This is a genomic window from Rhizobacter sp. LjRoot28 (assembly GCF_964253025.1).
GTDB lineage: Bacteria > Pseudomonadota > Gammaproteobacteria > Burkholderiales > Burkholderiaceae_C > Rhizobacter.
The window spans coordinates 1-17,959 of the sequence record NZ_CAXUQC020000001.1; the positions used below are offsets into that span (position 1 = coordinate 1).

Annotated in this window: 16 protein-coding genes and 1 tRNA gene; 8 read left to right on the top strand and 9 right to left on the bottom strand. The window is 67.3% G+C overall.

The genetic code is table 11. The features are described from left to right. Window positions 1–140 precede the first annotated feature (140 nt). A tRNA-Gly gene (locus tag ACSQ2F_RS00005) sits at window positions 141–216 on the top strand. A 1,941-nt stretch (window positions 217–2,157) separates the two neighbouring features. On the opposite strand, the gene ACSQ2F_RS00010 is transcribed toward ACSQ2F_RS00005, so the two are convergent. From ACSQ2F_RS00010 to ACSQ2F_RS00030, 5 genes are all read right to left on the bottom strand, one after another. Continuing rightward, window positions 2,158–3,837, bottom strand: coding sequence for a long-chain-fatty-acid--CoA ligase (locus tag ACSQ2F_RS00010; RefSeq protein WP_436018492.1), 1,680 nt, complete (start codon window positions 3,835–3,837; stop codon window positions 2,158–2,160). A 183-nt stretch (window positions 3,838–4,020) separates the two neighbouring features. Further along, the gene (locus tag ACSQ2F_RS00015; protein ID WP_436018494.1) at window positions 4,021–5,490 is read right to left on the bottom strand and encodes a CsgG/HfaB family protein; all 1,470 of its coding nucleotides are present in this window, start codon (window positions 5,488–5,490) and stop codon (window positions 4,021–4,023) included. 37 nt (window positions 5,491–5,527) lie between these two features. Beyond that, a complete protein-coding gene (locus ACSQ2F_RS00020) occupies window positions 5,528–6,184 on the bottom strand; it encodes a hypothetical protein (RefSeq protein ID WP_436018496.1) in 657 nt (218 codons plus the stop codon). Window positions 6,185–6,239: 55 nt separating this feature from the next. Continuing rightward, a complete protein-coding gene (locus tag ACSQ2F_RS00025) occupies window positions 6,240–7,373 on the bottom strand; it encodes a hypothetical protein (RefSeq protein ID WP_436018498.1) in 1,134 nt (377 codons plus the stop codon). Continuing rightward, a complete protein-coding gene (locus tag ACSQ2F_RS00030) occupies window positions 7,364–8,512 on the bottom strand; it encodes a hypothetical protein (protein ID WP_436018499.1) in 1,149 nt (382 codons plus the stop codon). The genes ACSQ2F_RS00025 and ACSQ2F_RS00030 overlap by 10 nt, the downstream gene beginning before the upstream one ends. Window positions 8,513–8,746: 234 nt before the next feature. Between ACSQ2F_RS00030 and ACSQ2F_RS00035 the strand changes: the two genes are divergently transcribed. After that, the gene (locus tag ACSQ2F_RS00035) at window positions 8,747–9,652 is read left to right on the top strand and encodes an alpha/beta fold hydrolase (protein ID WP_436018501.1); all 906 of its coding nucleotides are present in this window, start codon (window positions 8,747–8,749) and stop codon (window positions 9,650–9,652) included. Window positions 9,653–9,726: 74 nt separating this feature from the next. Here ACSQ2F_RS00035 and ACSQ2F_RS00040 read toward each other — a convergent pair whose 3' ends face one another. The 4 genes from ACSQ2F_RS00040 to ACSQ2F_RS00055 form a co-directional block, all read right to left on the bottom strand. Beyond that, entirely contained in the window at window positions 9,727–10,581 is an 855-nt protein-coding gene (locus tag ACSQ2F_RS00040; protein WP_436018503.1) for an HDOD domain-containing protein, read from the bottom strand. A gap of 71 nt (window positions 10,582–10,652) precedes the next feature. Further along, a complete protein-coding gene (locus tag ACSQ2F_RS00045; RefSeq protein ID WP_436018505.1) occupies window positions 10,653–11,678 on the bottom strand; it encodes an ABC transporter substrate-binding protein in 1,026 nt (341 codons plus the stop codon). A gap of 16 nt (window positions 11,679–11,694) precedes the next feature. Further along, on the bottom strand, window positions 11,695–12,504 hold the full coding sequence (locus ACSQ2F_RS00050) for an ABC transporter permease (protein WP_436018507.1): 810 nt from the start codon (window positions 12,502–12,504) through the stop codon (window positions 11,695–11,697). Next, on the bottom strand, window positions 12,504–13,268 hold the full coding sequence (locus ACSQ2F_RS00055) for an ABC transporter ATP-binding protein (RefSeq protein WP_436018509.1): 765 nt from the start codon (window positions 13,266–13,268) through the stop codon (window positions 12,504–12,506). Before ACSQ2F_RS00055 ends, ACSQ2F_RS00050 begins: the two co-directional genes overlap by 1 nt. Before the next feature lie 81 nt (window positions 13,269–13,349). On the opposite strand from ACSQ2F_RS00055, the gene purT reads away from it, so the two are divergent. The 6 genes from purT (at window position 13,350) to ACSQ2F_RS00085 (ending at window position 17,955) form a co-directional block, all read left to right on the top strand. Beyond that, window positions 13,350–14,549: a formate-dependent phosphoribosylglycinamide formyltransferase gene (gene purT / locus ACSQ2F_RS00060; protein WP_436018511.1), complete on the top strand. Its 1,200-nt coding sequence runs from the start codon at window positions 13,350–13,352 to the stop codon at window positions 14,547–14,549. A gap of 183 nt (window positions 14,550–14,732) precedes the next feature. Next, entirely contained in the window at window positions 14,733–15,455 is a 723-nt protein-coding gene (locus ACSQ2F_RS00065; RefSeq protein WP_436018513.1) for a hypothetical protein, read from the top strand. 132 nt (window positions 15,456–15,587) lie between these two features. Then, window positions 15,588–15,989, top strand: coding sequence for a hypothetical protein (locus ACSQ2F_RS00070; protein ID WP_436018515.1), 402 nt, complete (start codon window positions 15,588–15,590; stop codon window positions 15,987–15,989). A 200-nt stretch (window positions 15,990–16,189) separates the two neighbouring features. Beyond that, window positions 16,190–16,930, top strand: coding sequence for a beta-ketoacyl synthase chain length factor (locus ACSQ2F_RS00075; RefSeq protein WP_436018517.1), 741 nt, complete (start codon window positions 16,190–16,192; stop codon window positions 16,928–16,930). Then, window positions 16,920–17,696 (top strand): lysophospholipid acyltransferase family protein, encoded by a 777-nt coding sequence (locus ACSQ2F_RS00080; RefSeq protein ID WP_436018519.1) that lies wholly within the window; start codon window positions 16,920–16,922, stop codon window positions 17,694–17,696. Before ACSQ2F_RS00075 ends, ACSQ2F_RS00080 begins: the two co-directional genes overlap by 11 nt. Continuing rightward, on the top strand, window positions 17,683–17,955 hold the full coding sequence (locus tag ACSQ2F_RS00085; protein WP_436018521.1) for a phosphopantetheine-binding protein: 273 nt from the start codon (window positions 17,683–17,685) through the stop codon (window positions 17,953–17,955). Before ACSQ2F_RS00080 ends, ACSQ2F_RS00085 begins: the two co-directional genes overlap by 14 nt. The last annotated feature ends 4 nt before the right edge of the window (window positions 17,956–17,959 follow it).

Genomic DNA, 17,959 nt, shown 5'->3' on the forward strand with positions numbered 1-17,959 from the left:
ACATACCGAGTATGTCCGCTTGTGCGCGCAGAAGGGTTTGCTTTCTTCGCCCGGATATATTCGGCATGCCGTGCGTTAAATTGCCGGCTTTGTGTTTTGACGCCAACTGCAGTTGCGGTTGACGGAGTTGATTTGGCAGCGCGGGAGTAGCTCAGTTGGTAGAGCGCAACCTTGCCAAGGTTGAGGTCGCGAGTTCGAGCCTCGTCTCCCGCTCCATGCTCCAGATCGGGTCGGCTACGCCGCCCTCAGGTTCGTCACAGCGCCTCCGCTTGCTGACATTCAATCCCATTGCGTAAACACCTGAGCCGCAAGCGACGAACTCGGCCGCCTGGACTTTGGTTCGATTCGCGCGGTGCCCGGCGACGTTAGCGCTGTAGCCCGATTGCGCGCAGCCCGACCAGTTATTGCCACACTATCCATCGGACCGGCAAAGTCTTCCGGGCGCGATGAGTGCGCTCCTTTCGGCGCGCCGCATGTGGCGGCTCGTGTCGAACGGCTGAATGGTCGCTATCCGAATCACCTTTTGTGCACGATCGGGAGGCCGCTGGGCAGATCTTCGCAAGGGCGACCCTGCTGATCGGGCCCAGCCCGTCCGTCGCTTGCATTTGCGAGTCGGGATCGCTCCGTCGACAGCCAGCTTGGCCAAGGGTTCACCGCCCGCTGCGTTAGGCCGTGCTTCCGCCGACCTGTTGGCAGGGGCGGCGGCGCGACTGCAGCTGCAACGGCACCAAGAGCGGTAACAAGCAAATGCGGCAACGGCGACAGTAACGGCAACGGCAACGGCAACGCTGGCGTCGGCCTGGCTCGGAAGTGCCAGCATCTACCTTCCGCTGGGCGTGGCCTCCTCATCGAGGTCGTTTCTGTAGTGAAGCCGCGCCTTTAAGGCACAAGCAAGGGTACCGCGAGGGCACCTTGTGAATCACCTACACCGCCACGCTGAACAACGTCGTGGCGGCCGGCCCGTCACTCGTGCTGACGCTGTCCAACGGTCAGGCGATCACCATCCCGGTGGTCAATCGTCCGGCAGCAGCGCGATGAAAGATGCCACCTAGTTCTGCGGACCTGGTTCGACACCAATCAGGCGCTGGCGGGATGAAGATGGAAACGGACTGCTGCGCTCCGCTTCCGTCAATACGTCTTGTCTCCTGTGGATCAGCAATGCGCCGGAGACCGACTCTGGAGCCACCAAGGCTTTCGCTCGATCCGGCTCCACGACGCGATCGGGACGGCCGCTGCCGCGCCGAAGAACACGCTGCTGACGTTCGACCAGTTCCACGACGTCAAGGAAAGAGGCCGAACGGCTGACTTGCGGAGCCATCTGGAGCGGCGGGACTGCCAGCGGACATGCGCTTCCTTATCGTCTTCCTTCTTGCCTTCGTCGTCTCCGCGATGAGCACACGCGCTTCAGACGCCGCGGTTACCGCACTGCGAGGAGTAGTCTCCGCCGCGAAGGGCCGCGCCGCTCGTCGGGCCCTGCGGATCACCGTCGAGCAGCAAATGGTCGCGGATCCGACGACATGGACCATTCCGGCGGTCCATTGCCATCGGCACCTCTTCTCGTCCTGCGGATCAACAATGCGCCAGGAATTGAGGCCAGAACCGTGACGGTTTCCCCTCGCCCGCAGGCTTGAGACAGTCACCTAGAGCAGCGGGAGAGACGGCCGTCCGGCGATTCCGGCTTGAGTTCAGCGGTCGATTCGCTGGCCGACATACTGCCGAACCCGCTGCCAGCGACTCCCTCTGCGCCACCCACTCCAACCGCTGACCGCGACGGGACGGATTCCATCTCCCACACCGAACGACAGATCTTTTGCCGTTCAGATGCGGATATGCGTAGTGGATCCCGGCGAGGGCGAAGTCCGAAGCGAGTGGCCCTCTTCGGTGCCTCGTGGTGGCACCGACCGAAACGCGGTCGGAGGCAGTTGCATCTCCGAGCCATCAACCTGCATCTGCCACGTCCGAGCGCCACAAACCTCTGCCGCTGAAATGGAGAGCCCCCTCAACGCAGCCTTGCGTTCAAACCAACCAACACTGCGGAAAGACAACGCCCGCGACCCCGCCCACATCCTCCCCAGTCACGCGGCAGGACGCCAAGGCGAGCACGCATCGCCATATCGGCAGTCCCGACCCGCGCGACAGACGAGCCGGGTCAAGCCCTCACTTGTCCCGCAACTCACGCCGCAGGATCTTGCCAACGTTGGTCTTCGGCAGGTCAGCGCGGAACTCGATGGCCCTGGGACGCTTATAGGCGGTGAAGTTCTCGCGGCAGTAGTCGGTGAGCGCGGCCTCCGTCAGCGTCGGGTCGCGCCGGACGACGAACAGCTTCACGGCTTCACCGGACTTGGCGTCGGGGATGCCGACGGCCGCGCACTCGAGCACGCCCGGGTGCAGCGCCACGACCTGTTCGATCTCATTCGGGTACACGTTGAAGCCCGAGACCAGAATCATGTCCTTCTTGCGATCGACGATCTTGATGAAGCCGTTCTCATCCATGATGCCGATGTCGCCGGAACGGAAGAAGCCGTCAGGCGTCATGACCTTGGCGGTCTCGTCCGGGCGGTTCCAGTAGCCGGCCATCACCTGCGGGCCCCGGATGCAGATCTCACCGGCGTCGCCGGCGGGCACGTCGGCCCCGTTGTCATCGCGGATCGCGATGTCGGTCCCGGGCACCGGAAGGCCGATGCTGCCGGTGAACTCGTGTGCGTCCAGTCGGTTGATGGTGGCCACCGGCGACGTTTCCGAGAGTCCGTAGCCTTCGATGACCGGGCAGCCCGTCACCTTGATCCACTTCTCCGCGGTGGCCTTCTGCACCGCCATGCCGCCGCCGTTGGAGATGACCAGATCGGAGAAGTCGACCTGGCCGATCTCGGGCGAGTGGGCCAGTGCGTTGAACAGGGTGTTCACCGCCGGGAACATGTTGACGCGGTACTTCTTCAGCACCTTGATGAAGCCCGGAATGTCGCGCGGGTTGGCGATCAGCACGTTCATCATCCCTTGGCGCGCGCCGAGCATGTAGCAGGCCGTCAGCGCGAAGATGTGGTACAGCGGCAGCGCACAGACGACCACGATCTGCTTGTCGCCGATCTTGTCCAACATGGGCGTGAACCAGGCCTGGGACTGGAGGATGTTCGACACCACGTTGCGATGCAGCAGCGTGGCCCCTTTGGACACGCCCGTCGTGCCGCCGGTGTACTGCAGGAATGCGACGCTCTCCGGCGTCAGGGTCGGGCGCTTCAACGGCAGGCGCCGGCCTTCGGCAATGACCGTGTTGAAGGGGGTGACCGTCCGGCCCTCGCCGGTGGGCAGCCGGAAGGGCGGCACCATCTTGCGCACGTTGCGGACGACGAAGTTCACCAGCAGGCCCTTCACGCCAAGCATGTCGCCCATGGCGGCCAGCACGACATGGCGCACGTTCGTGCGCACGATCACCTGCTCCAGCGTCGAGGCGAAGTTCTCCAGCACGATGATGGCCTCGGCGCCGGAGTCCTTCAGTTGGTGTTCGAGTTCGCGCGCGGTGTACAGCGGATTGACGTTCACCACGACCATGCCGGCGCGAAGAATGCCGGCAATGGCGATCATGTACTGCAGCACGTTCGGCATCATGATGGCGACGCGCGCACCCGGCGCCAGCCCCTTGGCCTGCAGCCAGCCCGCGAGCGCCTTGGAGCCTTCGTCAACCTCGCGAAAGCTGATGGTCTTGTCCATGCTGACCGCAGCCGTCCGGTCGGCATACTTCTGGAACGCCTCCTCGAGCAGCTCCACCAGCGAGTTGTAGGCTTTCGGGTCGATGTCGACCGGAACGCCGGGCGGATAGCTCTTGAGCCAGGGCTTTTGCATGATGAGCGGAACTCCTGATGAGACGGTCGCTGGGAAAGGACCGATGTTCATCGCTTCGCTGGCTGCAAGCTACGGTAGTTGCACTAGCGGGAGTTCTCCCACCCCACCCGTTCGGGCACAAAAAAGCCCGGCACCTCACGGGCCGGGCCAAGGGGGACAAGTCGGAGCGACTCGGCCTGCGCGTCACCAGTCCGCGTCGGAGCGGCGGGTCGACGCAGGCGGTGTCGGGCCGCCCATGTCGTCGTCGCGCGAAGCGCGGCGTGCCGCAGGGGCGCGTCCGGGCGTCGTGGCCGCGGCAGAACGTGCCACCACCGCCTCGCGAACCAGCAGCCCGCCGGGCGGGACCTGATCGATGGCGATGGCCACAGACTCCAGGTGCCCGTAGGAAAGGGTTGGCGTCACGCGGTCGATGACGACCTCGCAGCAAGGCCCCTCGGTGCGGCCGAGCGATTGACCGGTCTGCGGATCCTTCAACTCGGCACCGAGCGCCACCACCTGGTAGCGGCCGCCGACCCTCATCGCGTTGGCACCTTGGCTCAGCACCACGGCATGACCATCGCGCGAGACGATGCTGACCGGGAAGCTCGTCGACATGATCGACGACACCACCTGTTGGGCGATGCCGGAGACCATCGTGGACAAGGTCTTGTCGGCATCCACCGACGTTCCGAGCGTGGTGGGCGCGGTCGCAGGCAACTGATCCTGAAGCGAGTTGGCCAGCATGACCTGGCGCGTGGCCACGTTGACCAGTTTCTGGGACACCGCCCAGCCGCCCGAGTAGCTGACCAGCGTGCGGTCGGTCGCGCGCAGTTCGCGGGCATGCCGGACATAGCCCAGCGACCGGATGCGGCCGACCCAGACGAGGTCGGCACTGAAAGCCTGCCCCAGCTTGCCGAACTGGCTGTTCGGCGATTGCCCGGACTCGACGAGGTCGAGCTCCTGCTGCACCTCGGCGTCGAACTCACGGTCGAGTACGGCGAAGCGGCCCGACTGCGCCAGGCTTTCAAGCACCCTGTTGCGGATCTCGGCCGCCACCTGTTCGGCCGGAACCGAACGGCCGCCAACCGTGAAGCTCGCCACGTCGAAGCGAAGCGGCGCCACCACGAGCTTGAGCTTGCGGTTCTCTGCCTCGGGCGGGTTGTACTTGGCCACCTGGGCCTCGATCCAGACCTTGTACTGCCCCTTGGCGTCCGGACCCTCGGCGCTTTCCAGCTTGAAGCCCGTGATGGCCCCGCGCGAACGCTGCTGCAGCACGTCGGCGAACCCGGTCGCCCGGATGTTGACGTCGCTGTACGGCGTGGCCGCGTCGAGCGCGAACTTGAACTGCTGTGAACTGAGGTCCACCGCCGTGCCGTTGACCTGCAGAATGGCCGTGCGGATCGCATCGTTCACCGCATCCGCAAGGGACTTCCCCGCTCCCGGCGCGCGGGCGGCCTGAGTGGTCGTGCGGCCGACGTCGAGCCCCGCCACCATGGGCGCGGCCGGGGCCGTCACGGTGGCCGCCGACGCCGCCTGCACCAGCGGCGCACTGGCCGCAGGCAGGGCCGGCACCGCCGAGGCGGCCGATGTCGGCGCATCGGCCGACCGGCCTGGAAGGTCGCACGCGGCAAGCGCCGCGCAGGCAACCGCGATGATCACTGGCTGGATTCTCATGGGCTCAAGCGGGTTCGGTCGGCTCGGTCGCGTGCGTTCAGAGCGCGGCGGTGGCGTCGGCCGGCACGGGAATGTCGTTGCTCTTCGCGTACGTCACGGCGCCGTTGAGCGTGCTCGTCAGGTTCTTCACGTGGCCCGGCGTGCTGGTCACGATGTAGCGGCCCGCGTTGAGCTTGCTGGCAGCGCCGAGGGCGCCGGTGATGCCGCCGCCGGAGACCGAGCTCTGGAACGAGGCGATCGGGCCCTTGAGGGTGGCGTAGCGAACGATGCCGCGGCCCAGCGAGCCCAAGGCCTCGCTGAACTTCTTCTTGCCGGCGGCGTCGAGCTTGAGGTTGCCGTCCTGCAGGCGCGCCTGGATCTCCTGGGAGGCTTCGCTCTGCATCGTCTCGGACTGCTCCAGGCTGTCCTTGGTCGCGCCTTCACCCAGCGCATCGCTGGTGGCCTGCAACTGGGCGGCGCGCTCCTTCAGGCCCACGGCATCGGCCATCTTGGATTGCGCGATCAGCACTTCGCGGTCAGCGCCCACGTAGGCGCGCACGAGCTGGTCCTGCTGGGCGGCTGCGTCGGCACCGCCGCTCGAGGATCCGCCGCCTAGGGACGGGAGCTTGGGCAGCATCTGCGCCGACGTGACGGCCGGGACGAGGAAGAGGGCCGTGACGGCAACGGCGAGGGACTTCTTGAAGTGGTTGTTCATCTCGGGACTTTCAGTTCGCGTTCGTAGGGAAGAAGAAGGGAAGAGCGGTCGCGCCTCAGCGCACGCCGACGTTGTTGATCTGGCTCACCAGGTCGCGTGCGGCGTTGTCGGCAGCCAGCTTGAGGGCGTTGGTCTGGGCCACGCTCTCGGTCGGGCCGGTGCCGGCGAACTGCACCGGGCCGACGGAGGACACCACGCGGGGGAAGCGGCTGTTGAGGTCGAGGATCTTGCCCGTGACGGTCACGTACACGCGCACCAGGCCCGTGCCCGGATCGGTGTCCTTGGTGCCCACGTCGAGGGTGCCCAGCGCCAGGTAAGGGATCTGGGCGTTCTTCAGGCCTTGCGTCGTGTTGCGCAGCGTCTCGGGGCTCAGGTCGTTGCCGGTCTCGTAGTCACGCTCGATCGACTTCACGCTCAGCAAGCCATTGGACTGCGGCTCCACATAGGCGGCTTCCACCACGTCGAAGCCGGCCTTGGCGAACACGCCGGTGAACTGGGAATTGAGGCTCTGCGCCGGAATGAGGCGCCACGTGGTGTCGTCGGACTTCTGCGTCGAGCTGCCACCGGTCTCGGTGGTCAGCGAACGGGAGGCGGATGCATTGACCGAGCGGTCCACCGCGGTGGAGGTCTTCACGGAGCCACGGCCGACACGTTCCGATTCGGCGGTCTTCTCGCGCGCCTGCAGGCTGCCGGAGGCTTCGCCACGCACTTCAGCGCGTTGCACGACGCGGGCGTCATAGGCCTTCACCGAGGCCACCTGGCGCGCCATGAAGACGAACGTCAGCGGCGACTTGTTGGCGGCGGCCGTGCTGCCCACGGCCGAGTTGGCCTTGAGCGTGTTGCGCAGGCGCGCCACGTTCAGTTCGATGCGGACCACGACGTTGTACTGCTTGCGGTCCGGCATGTCCTCTTCGCTGATCAGGGTCGCGCCCAGCACGAACTTGTCCAGGTTCTCGAGCACCTTGTCGCGCACGTTGTCGAAGTTGGCGCTCTCGGAATCGCCGCTCTCGGCGTAGTAGCGCTCGACGGCCTTGACCTGCGCCTCGCGGAAGGCGCGCGCCTTCTCGTCGGCAGTCAGCTTCTTGGCGTAGGTGATGGTCGCCGAGCCCTTGGCGTTCTCGACCTGCGCCAGCGCGAACTGCGCGCTGAAGGCCAACAGCGCGAGCAGGAGGGTGCGGATTACTTGCATGATTGGAGGACCGTCTTGGTTGCGGAAAGTTGAGCGTTGATGTTGTCGGCGGTGGTGGCGGACTTGATCCAGGGATCGTCCTTGCCGGCCAGCACCGAAGAAAGCTTGCCGAAGAGGCCGCGCACGGCGTCCGAATAGGCCGGGAAGTCGTCGGTCTCGGTTTGCGAGGCCGGCACCACCTTCACCTCGCCGTTCTTGAACTTGGCATCGAGGTAGGCGCGGCCGGACACCGGCTCCACGAGCTTGAGGTCCATCAGGGCGCCGTAAACGTAGCTCGCACCCGCCACGGACTCACCCGTCTTCACCCGCTTGAAGCCGGTCAGGTCGATCGAGAAGGCATAGTCGGCCTCCGGGATCTTGAGGTTGAACACCGTGCCGTCGGCAAAGCGCATCGCCATCGTGTTGCCGATGGCGTACCCCTTGGCATAGGGCAGCACCGGCACGCCGGTGCGGCTGGCAATGGCCTCGCTCAACTGGTCGGCAAGCCAGGTCTCGGCGGTGGTCGGCGTGGCACTCAAGGCCTCGGGCAGTTCCTTGCGGGCTTCCGGCGAAATGCTCACCTTGCCGACCTGCAGGAAGCGCGGCACGTTCTGCGGAATCGTGGCCACGGCGAGCTGGTTGGCGAACCGCTGCACGAGGCCCTGCTTGCTGCCGCCCATCATCAACTGGCGCACACGGTCATCGATCAGTTCATCGCTCGGCGGATTGGCCAGGATGTCGAGGTAGGCCACCGTCACCGGATAGGAGCGAAGCACCGTCATCGTCTTGAAGTCGAAGAACAGGGCTTGGCCGCGCAGGTTGATGAAGAGCTTGTACGCGCGGCCGATCTGCTCGTACGACACGGTCTCGCTGGTCATCACGAGCGACACGGCGATCGCCTGGTCACGACCCTTCAGTTGCGCCAGTTCACCTTGCTGCAAGGTGAAGTTCTCGATGCGGGTGCCGGCCAACGTCTGCGCGATCAGGCGGTCCGGCGAGGAGTTCTCGGCAGCCATGGCCTGGCTGAATCGCTGGGTGTAGGGAAAGCGCGAGGCGATCGACTGGTGGTCGCCGGAATAGGAGAAGCCGGCCAGCGATACGGTCACGGCCCAGACGGGACCGCAAGCGAACGCGAGCAGGCTGATCAGAATCGACCGCACGAGGTGTCCTTGGAAAAGAGAAAGGAGAAGGAAGAAGGGGCCGACGCCAGCGGTGCCGTCCTGCGGCTGCACCGATGAGCCGTGGCCCGGAGCGGCGGAAGTGTCACACGCGTCAGCTCGACTGCGATTCGCCCGATTGCGGGGGGCGTGCCGACCTTTTTGTAAGCAAAGGTTGCCGCCTGGACCCTCAGGCACGCTGTCTTCATCTGCTTGGCGACTGCTAGCATCCGCGTCATGCTTGCCCGCCTCCAGAAGTTCATCACCCTTGGCTTGCTGACGTTTGTCGGCATCTGGGCGCTGACTGCCCTGCAATTCGGTCGACCCGCCTGGGCCGCGGGCGGACTGGCCATCGTGCTGGCCGGCTACACCGGCTTCATGGCATTCGAGTTCATCGTCATGGCGGTGTTGCATCGCGACGATCCCGCTCCTCGGCCGCGCCTCGGTCAGATTGCTCGCGCCTGGTGGGCTGAAGTCACCACGTCGCCGGCGGTGTTCTGCTGGCAGCAGCCGTTCAGGTCGCGCGTGCATCCAGACTACCTGCCCTCCGCCGGTGCCGCGCGCGCCGTGGTGCTCGTCCATGGCTATGTTTGCAACCGCGGCTTCTGGAATGCCTGGATGCCGCGGCTTCGCGCACAGGAAATTCCTCATGTGGCCATCAACCTGGAGCCGGTGTTCGGCTCCATCCACGGGTATGCCGACGCCATCGACGCCGCGGTACGTCGCGCGCAATCCGTGACGGGCCGGCCGGTCGTCATCGTGGCCCACAGCATGGGCGGCCTGGCGGTGCGTGCCTGGCTCACTCGTGAGGGTGCTGCCGAGCGCGTGCACCGCGTCGTGACCATCGGCACGCCGCACCAAGGTACCTGGACCGCGCGCTTCGGCACCACCGACAACGCCGTGGAGATGCGCAGCGGCAGCCCGCTCCTCGGCTTCCTGGCCGAACGGGAGCCGCGCGGGCTGCATGGCCGTTTCACCTGCTTCTACAGCCACTGCGACAACATCGTGCACCCGGCGTCCACCGGCGCGCTGGCAGGCGCCGACAACCGGCATGTCGAGGGCGCCGCCCATGTCGACATGGTCCATCACCCTGCCGTGTACGACGAGGTCGTTCGGCTGGCAACGCAGGACACGGCGGGATAGGGGCACTTCGGATTCACCGCCCGGAGTGTCCGGGCCCGGCCGGTCCCCGGGCAATCACACCGAAGGGGGGCGACTCAGTCCTCGACCTTGTGCACGAATTCCAGCGCAGCGTCCTTCGAGAGGTTCAGCAAGCGGGCGATGTCGGCGATGTCGTCCGGAATTGCCGGGTTTTCCCAACCGTCGGCGCTGTGGCGGGCGAGCCGGATGGCGAGCGCCACGCTCTGCACGCTCGGATGGCGGGTCTGCCGTTCGTCGCTGATGCGGCCCAACAGGTCGGGCAGGGCCCAGGCCTTCATCAGGGCCTGCTGCAACTCCGCGAGGTCGATGTTGAGCAGGGCCCGTTGCGCCGCGCTGGACCGCAGTGCAGGGTCGGCCTGCATGGCGGCACGCACCCGAAGTGCGAGCGTGGGTGCATGGCACCACAGCAGCATCTCGGCGAAGTCATGCAGCAGGGCCGCCTGGTGAATGACCGCGGCGTCGAGGTCCATGCGGTGCACGGCGAAGGCGAACGCCAGGCGCGCGGCTCGATGGGCGCGGCGGATCACGCTGCGCAGGCCGTCGAGCGCGCCCTCCATCGGGCCGAGGCGGTCCTCGACCGTCGGCTGCGCACCGAAGGTGCCGAAGAAAGGCGAGATGCCCAGCACCACGATAGCCGCCGTCACCGTTTCCACGTCGGTCACCCGGCGAGCGGGGCGATGGGTTGCGGCATAGGCCAGGATCTTCAGGGACATCAGCGGGTCGTCGGCCACCATCTCCCCGATCAGGTTGGCATCGACCTCGTCCTCGTTGGCCCGCATGGCCTCCAGCGCGTCGGCCGTGTCGGCCAGCACCGGAATGTCGGCCCGGCGAAACCAGGCGGTCCATGACGCCAGGTCCGGCAGCGCGCCGTCGAGCAGCGCTGAAGCAGGGGAGGCCGAAGAAGTGTTCACGGTGTCACACGGTGAGGCAGTACGTACGCTGGTTATCGGTCAGGCCGCCCCCCGGCTGAAGCGCCCGGGGCTCAGGGTTTGCCCAGGGACGCCTTGAGGTCCAGGCCGACCTTGCGGTTCACGAACTGCAAGGTGGCCACCTTGGAGAGGTCGACCTCTCCAGGCTTGTACAGCCCGGCCTGCACCATTTGGTTGTGAAAGTCACGGATGCGCGCGGTGTTCATCGCACCGATGCCCTTTTGCAGTGACTCGCCCGAGTCCACCACGCCTTGTGCCTTCATCAGCGCCACCGAGGCTTCGATTTCCTCGATCGTCATCTCCGGGTTGTCCTTGAGCATCATCGCGTTCGCCGCTCGGCGGTCGCCATACAGGTAGTTGACCCACCCGATCGCGGACGCGTCGACGAAGCGCTGAACAAGCTCCGGCCGCTTGCGCACCGTTTCGGTCCGGGTTTCGATCAGCGTCGAGTAGGTGCTGAAGCCATGGTCGGCCAGCAGGTGCACCACCGGCTTGAAGCCGGCCTGCTTCTCGACGTAGATGGGCTCGGCCACCGAGTATCCCTGCTGGATCGACTTCGGGTTGGCGAGGAAGGGGCCCAGGTTGTAGTTGTACGGCTTGAGCGCTTCGTCGCGAAAACCATGACGCACCTTCAACCACTGCCACCAGCTGAACTGCCCGTCCTTGGCAACCAGGGCCACCGGCGCGTCCTTGAGCGTCTCGAAACGTTCGCGGCCTTGGCCCGGATGCGCGATCAGCGCTTGCGGGTCCTTCTGGAACATCGCGGCCACCACGACGGTCGGCACGCCGTTCTTGACGTTGTCGAAGCTGTGCAGCAGATTGCCCGTCATCAGGAAATCAATGCGGCCGGCGGGCAGCAGCGGGCGGTTGTTCACCTGCGGGCCGCCGGGAATGAGCTTCACCTCCAGCCCGTGCCGCAGGTAGGTCCCGTCTGCCAGCGCCTGATAGAAGCCGCCGTGGGCGGCCTGCGCCTTCCAGTTGGTGGCGAAGCTCACCTTGTCCTGGGCGAACGCGATGACAGGCGCGACGAGCAGGGCGGCCAATGAAGACGAAACGAACGGGCGAAGCGGCTGTGGCATCACGAGGGCTCCAGGCTCAAGGGTCGGCGTGCTGGATGGCGGCACCCTGCCACCGGCGCAACAGGCGCCTCGACAAGCCGTCGAACATCCAGAAGATCAGGACACCGGTCGCCACCAACAGCACGAGGGCGGCAAACATCTTCGGTGTCTCGGTGCGGAAGCTGGCCTCCAGGATGCGGGACGCCAGACCCGTCTCCCGCCCGGCGGCACCGGCCACCATCTCGGCGGTCACGGCGCCGATCAGGCTCAGGCCGCCTGAGATCTTGAGGCCGGCCACGAAATAGGGCAAGGCCGTCGGCACGAGCAGCAGGCGCAGCCGCTGCAGCGGCGTGGCACGGTACAGCCGGAACAGGTCGCGCAGCCCGGGGTCGATCGCGCGAAGGCCGATGACGGTGTTGGACAGGATCGGAAAGAACGCGACCAGCCAGGTGCACAGCAGCAGGGCCGCGGTGGTGCTCTCGATGTAGATGAGGATCAGCGGGGCCACCGCGACCACGGGCGTCACCTGGAGCATCACGGCAACGGGCAGAAAGGCGCGTTCCAACGGGCGCGACAGGGCGAACGCGCAGGCTGCCAGCACGCCGCCTGCGACGGCCAGGGCCAACGCACCGAAGGTCACCTTCAGGGTGAACCACCAGCTGGCCGCCAGCGAGGCGGCATGGGCGGCGAGGGTCTGGGCCACGAGCGACGGCGCCGGGAGCGTGTAGTGGGGGATTTCCGCCCAGCGAACCAGTCCTTCCCAGGCCAGCACCAGCAGCACCGCAACGGCGGCAGGCAGCAGCCGGTCGAACAGCGCGGACAACCCCGTGGCGGCGTGGCTGTCCATCAGTCGCTCGTCGCCATGGCCACTTCCAGAGAGGCCGACAGTCGGGCGCAGGCAGCGGCGAAGGCGGGTGCATTCCGAAAGCCGGGGGGGCGCGGGAAGGGCGCGTCGATCATCACGGTGTCGACCACCCGACCCGGGCGCGCGCCCATCACCAGCACGCGCTGACTCAGGTACACCGCCTCCATCACACTGTGCGTCACGAACATCACCGCCATGGGCTCGGCCTGCCAGGCCGAGAGCAGCTCGCCGTTCAGGCGCTGTCGCGTGATCTCGTCGAGCGCCGCGAACGGTTCGTCCATCAACAGGACGCTCGGACGGGTCACGCGGGCACGGGCGATGGCCACCCGCATGCGCATGCCGCCGGACAACTCCCACGGGTGGGCGCTGGCGAAGTCGGCCAGCCCCATCTCGGCCAGCAGCGCGGCCACCCGGGGCGCCGCCTCGGCGCGGGGCACGCCGGCCAGCCGCAGCGGCAACCAGACGTTGTCGAAGACGTCGGCCCAGGGCAGCAGCGTGGCGTCCTGGAACACGAGGCCGGTGCCGACCTTTCCTGCGGCGTCGAGGGCCGGCGCGCTGACCACGCCGCGCGTCGGCTGGTCCAGCCCTGCCACCAGCCGCAGCACGGTGCTCTTGCCGCAGCCGGAAGGGCCGAGCAGGGAGACGAACTCGCCCGCATTCAGCGACAGCGACACCCCCTGCAGCGCCAGCGTGCCGGAGGCAAAGCGCTTGTCGACGTCATGGAGGGAGATGAGGGGCGGGGGCATGGGCGCGAGTGTGCCGCAAGCTCGCAGCGGGCGCGGCGTGGGGGACAATCCAGGTCCTCCTTGCCACCTCCTGCCGCCACCATGAGCTCCATCGGAACCCCGCTCTCGCCCTCTGCCTTGAAGGTCATGCTGCTCGGCAGCGGCGAGCTGGGCAAGGAGGTGCTCATCGCGTTGCAGCGCCTCGGGGTGGAGACCATCGCGGTGGACCGCTATCCCGACGCGCCCGGCCACCAGGTGGCGCATCACGCGCGCACCGTCACCATGACGGACCCGGCGCAGTTGCGCGCCTTGATCGAGGCCGAACGCCCGCACATCGTGGTCCCGGAGATCGAGGCCATCGCCACGGCGACGCTGGAGGCGCTTGAATCGGAAGGCGTGGTCCGTGTGATTCCGACGGCCCGGGCCGCGAGGCTGACGATGGACCGCGAAGGCATCCGCCGCCTGGCGGCCGAGACGCTCGGCCTGCCGACCAGCCCCTACGGGTTCTGCGATTCGCTCGCCGCGTTGCAGGCCGCGATCGACGGCGGCATCGGCTACCCCTGCGTCGTCAAACCGGTCATGAGCAGCTCCGGCAAAGGGCAGAGCAAGATCGACGGCCCTGCCGAGGTGCAGGCGGCCTGGGACGCCGCCATGTCCGGCGGGCGCGTGCAACAGGGCCGCATCATCGTCGAGGGGTTCATCGACTTCGACTACGAGATCACCTTGCTGACGGTGCGCGCCCGATCCGCGGCGGGCGGCACCGAAACCCGGTTCTGCGAACCCATCGGCCACATCCAGGTGCAGGGCGACTACGTGGAGAGCTGGCAACCGCACCGCATGCCCGACGTCGCGCTGGCCCGCGCGCAGGACATCGCCCGCGCCATCACGGACGACCTGGGCGGCCACGGCGTCTTCGGCGTCGAGCTCTTCGTCAAGGGAGATCATGTCTGGTTCAGCGAGGTGAGCCCTCGTCCGCACGACACCGGCATGGTCACCATGGCCACGCAGTGGCAAAGCGAATTCGAGTTGCACGCCCGTGCCATCCTGGGGCTGCCGGTCGATACGACGCTGCGCAGCGCCGGGGCCAGCGCCGTCATCTATGGCGGCCTCGATGCCACGGGCGTGAGCTTCGACGGGGTGGCCGAGGCCCTGCATGTACCCGGCACCGACCTGCGACTCTTCGGCAAGCCGGAAGCCTTCGTCAAGCGGCGCATGGGCGTGGCGTTGGCCTGCGCCGAGGATGTCGAGCAGGCCCGGGCGCGCGCCAAGGATGCCGCGGCCAAGGTGCGCCCCCGGCGCTGAACCGACATCCCAGGGGCGCAGGCGCAGCTGGCGCGCAGTGTCCTTGTCCTACAGGCAATTGCAAGGGGTGCCGACAATCATCGCCGGGGCTTTGACGGATAGTTTCTCCAAGGCGGCTGTCGCGTCCACATCGATGCACCGGCCGCCGCGGAATCCTTCAACCGCCAGCTCGCCGAGGTCGCCATGCATACCGCCACCGGTCCCTGCTTCTTCCCGACTCGCCCCGTACCGGGCGCAGCCTCTGCACTGAGCACCACCGGCTGGCTCGCCATCGCCCTGTGCTGCGGCCTGCTGCTCGGCGCCGACCCCGTGAGTGCCCAGGATGTGGCCGCGTTGCCGGCCGCTTCGGGCGAGTCCATGAACTCGTTGCTGGGCCGCATTGCACCGGTCGCGGTCGCCGCCAGCCGGGGCATCCCTGCGCCCCGCGTCACCTTTGAGCGCAGTCGCGCCCTCGAGTCGGAACGGTTCCAGGCCGCGCAGCACGGGCTCGACGTCTACGGTCGCCCCTTGGTCGAACTCGGCGGCGTCACCTACCGGTGGTGGGTCAACCGCGGCGCATCGAACTTCGGCGTGGGCTTCGGCACCGTGGGCTATCTCGTGCCCAGCCCGGACGCCAGCGGCTCCCCCGCTTTCACCCCCGGCGCGTCGGTCCTGACGCTCGGCTGGCGCTACCAGGTCAACGCCCGATCGACCGTCTTTGCCGACGCGTCCGGTCAGCGCGCCTTCAACGAGGAGGGCGCTGATCGCTACAGCACGAAGGTGGGCGTCGAATGGAAGGGCAGCAGCAGTCGCTTCGGCCTCGATGGCGCCGCCCGCAGCCTCGCGTTCCGCCTGGACTCCGGCTACCGGATGTCCGTGAAGGTGCGCCGCAACGGCGTGGGTGTGTACGTCAAGGGACAGTTCTGACGTCCAAGTGCACAGCGGTCCACTTTGTCACGCTGGCGCCGGTCGAGCGGCCCGCCTGACGGGTGCCAACTGGTAGTGTGCCGACCGGGCCCGCCATTCGTGGGCCCGACGGCCCACGAACGAGGCACCCTCATGAACCTGGCTTGGATGATTTCCACGGGCGCCGCAGTGGCGGCCGGTGGCGTGTTGGGCGCGCTGGTCGCCTGGCAAGTTCGCTCCCGGCAGGCACGTGTCAAGCAGCGCCAGCTCGTGGTGCTCGCCAAGGAGCAGTACGTGAACGGCACGAAGAATCTGCGTGCCGCCAACACGCGGCTGCAAGCCGCGCTGGACCAGGAAAAGAAGGCCTTGCAGGGCCGGCTGACCGCGGCCGCCGCGGAACACCGAGCCGGCGTCGGACGGCTCGAAGCACAGCTGCAGCATGCCTACGCCGAGATCGAACGACTCAAGGCAAGCGCCCTGGCAATCGACGACAGGCGTGACCCGGAGCCGGTCGAAGCGCACGGGTTTGCCCTGACCCGGCCGTACACCCGCTGACAACTCCGTGGGTCCCTCCGTGGCAAACACCCCGCTTTGGGGGCCTTCTCCGGCCTTTTGAGCGGAGGTGCCTTCCTTACAATTCACCCTGGAGTAATCGGGTGGAGCGCCGGCGGTCCGCAATGGGGCGGAGCGTCGGCACGAGGCGGAGCGAGCGCATGCGTCGGTCCCGAATCGACCCAAGCGCCCCCCAACCCGACATGAGTGTGAACCTCGATTTCGCGATACCTGCGTGGGCCGCATTCGCCCCCGGCCTGGTCACTCCCGCCCAATGGGCGGCGTGGGCCCAGGGGGAGCCGAAGCTGCCCTGCGGCCCTGCTGCCGCCGACCTGCCGCAGGTTCCGGCCATGGTGCGCCGCCGCCTCAGCCCGCTCGGGCGCACGGCGCTGCAGGCGGCCTTCGAGGTGCATGCGCCGGCCGCCGACGTGCCCGTGGTCTTCGGCTCGCGCTATGGCGACGCCGGCCGTTCACTGGAACTGCTGGCCGAGCTGGTGCGCGGCGAACCGCTGTCGCCCACGGCGTTCGGGCTTTCCGTGCACAACGCCATCGGCGCCATGTACGCGATCATCCGCGGCGACCGGGCCAATCATGTGGCCGTGGCCGCCGGTGACGCCACCCCTGCGGCCGCCCTGATCGAGGCGGCCGGCCTGCTCGCCGACGGCGCACCCGAAGTGCTCGTCGTGCATTGCGAAGCGCCGTTGCCCGAGCCCTACGCCGCATTCGACGACCATTCCGCCTGCCTGTTTGCCTGGGCCTGGCGCGTCACCAGGCCGGTGGAGTCCGAGCCCCGCTACAGCCTGACCGGTGGCGCGGCAGGCGATGTCGGTGATGCGCGCCTGCCGCATGCGCTCGACCTGATGCGCTTCGTCGCCTCGGGCGCCGCCGCGCTGTGCCGCAGCGATGCCCACGCCACCTGGACCTGGCGGCGCCATGATGCGTGAGCGCCTTGATCGCGCCTGGCGCATCGTCGCGACGGGCCTGTGCTTCGCCACCTTCGGCATCGGCGGCCTGCTGCTGCGCCTCGTCGTCTTCCCGCTCGTGCGTCTCGCGACCCCCGATCCGGCCCGACGCTCCGACCGCGTGAAAGGCATCATCCGGGTCACCTTCCGGGTGTTCGTTTCGATGATGCGGCGCCTGGGCGTGTTGCGCCTGGAGGTGCACGGCCTCGACAAGTTGCGTCGCGAAGGGCTCCTGATCATCGCCAACCATCCGTCGCTCGTCGACGTGGTCTTCCTGATGTCCTTCGTGGAGCGGGCCGACTGCATCGTCAAGAGTTCGCTGGCCCGCAACCCGTTCACCCGCGGGCCGGTGGTGGCGGCCAACTTCATCTGCAACGACTCCGGCGCAGGCCTCGTCGACGACTGTGTCGCCTCGGTACGCCGCGGCAACAACCTCATCATCTTTCCCGAAGGCTCGCGCACACCGGTGGGTGCTCCGTTGCCGCTGCAGCGCGGCGCGGCCAACGTGGCGGTGCGCGGCGCCTTCGACATCACCCCGGTCCGCATCCGCTGCCAGCCGCCCATGTTGACCAAGGGCGTGCCCTGGTACCGCGTGCCGCCACAGCGCGGGCACTTCGTCATCGAGGTGTGCGACGACATCCCCGTCGCGCCCTTTCTCGAGGCCCGCAGCCAGGCGCTTGCCACGCGCCAGCTGACCGACCACCTCACCGAATACTTTTCCAAGGAGATCCACCGTGTTGCCACTTGAGCAAGAGATCAAGGAGCTCATCATCTCGTCGCTGGCGCTGGAAGACATCCAGCCGGCCGACATCGATGCTGCCGCCCCGCTGTTCGTCGAAGGCCTCGGCCTCGACTCGATCGACGCGCTCGAACTGGGCCTCGCGCTCCAGAAGCGCTATGGCGTGCACATGTCGGCCGACTCCGCCGAGACCCGCAAGCACTTCGCCAGCGTGCAGGCCCTGGCTGCGTTCGTCGCGGCCAACCGCAAGCCTTCCCTTTCGACCTGATTGC

Excerpts from the sequence above, each read along its gene's own strand:
- ACSQ2F_RS00065 (WP_436018513.1), top strand. The coding sequence starts at position 14,733 with ATGCATACCGCCACCGGTCCCTGCTTCTTCCCGACTCGCCCCGTACCG.
- ACSQ2F_RS00035 (WP_436018501.1), top strand. The coding sequence starts at position 8,747 with ATGCTTGCCCGCCTCCAGAAGTTCATCACCCTTGGCTTGCTGACGTTT.
- ACSQ2F_RS00020 (WP_436018496.1), bottom strand. The coding sequence starts at position 6,184 with ATGAACAACCACTTCAAGAAGTCCCTCGCCGTTGCCGTCACGGCCCTC.
- purT (WP_436018511.1), top strand. The coding sequence starts at position 13,350 with ATGAGCTCCATCGGAACCCCGCTCTCGCCCTCTGCCTTGAAGGTCATG.
- ACSQ2F_RS00010 (WP_436018492.1), bottom strand. The coding sequence starts at position 3,837 with ATGCAAAAGCCCTGGCTCAAGAGCTATCCGCCCGGCGTTCCGGTCGAC.
- ACSQ2F_RS00025 (WP_436018498.1), bottom strand. The coding sequence starts at position 7,373 with ATGCAAGTAATCCGCACCCTCCTGCTCGCGCTGTTGGCCTTCAGCGCG.
- ACSQ2F_RS00070 (WP_436018515.1), top strand. The coding sequence starts at position 15,588 with ATGAACCTGGCTTGGATGATTTCCACGGGCGCCGCAGTGGCGGCCGGT.
- ACSQ2F_RS00045 (WP_436018505.1), bottom strand. The coding sequence starts at position 11,678 with ATGCCACAGCCGCTTCGCCCGTTCGTTTCGTCTTCATTGGCCGCCCTG.
- ACSQ2F_RS00055 (WP_436018509.1), bottom strand. The coding sequence starts at position 13,268 with ATGCCCCCGCCCCTCATCTCCCTCCATGACGTCGACAAGCGCTTTGCC.
- ACSQ2F_RS00075 (WP_436018517.1), top strand. The coding sequence starts at position 16,190 with ATGAGTGTGAACCTCGATTTCGCGATACCTGCGTGGGCCGCATTCGCC.
- ACSQ2F_RS00080 (WP_436018519.1), top strand. The coding sequence starts at position 16,920 with ATGATGCGTGAGCGCCTTGATCGCGCCTGGCGCATCGTCGCGACGGGC.
- ACSQ2F_RS00050 (WP_436018507.1), bottom strand. The coding sequence starts at position 12,504 with ATGGACAGCCACGCCGCCACGGGGTTGTCCGCGCTGTTCGACCGGCTG.
- ACSQ2F_RS00015 (WP_436018494.1), bottom strand. The coding sequence starts at position 5,490 with ATGAGAATCCAGCCAGTGATCATCGCGGTTGCCTGCGCGGCGCTTGCC.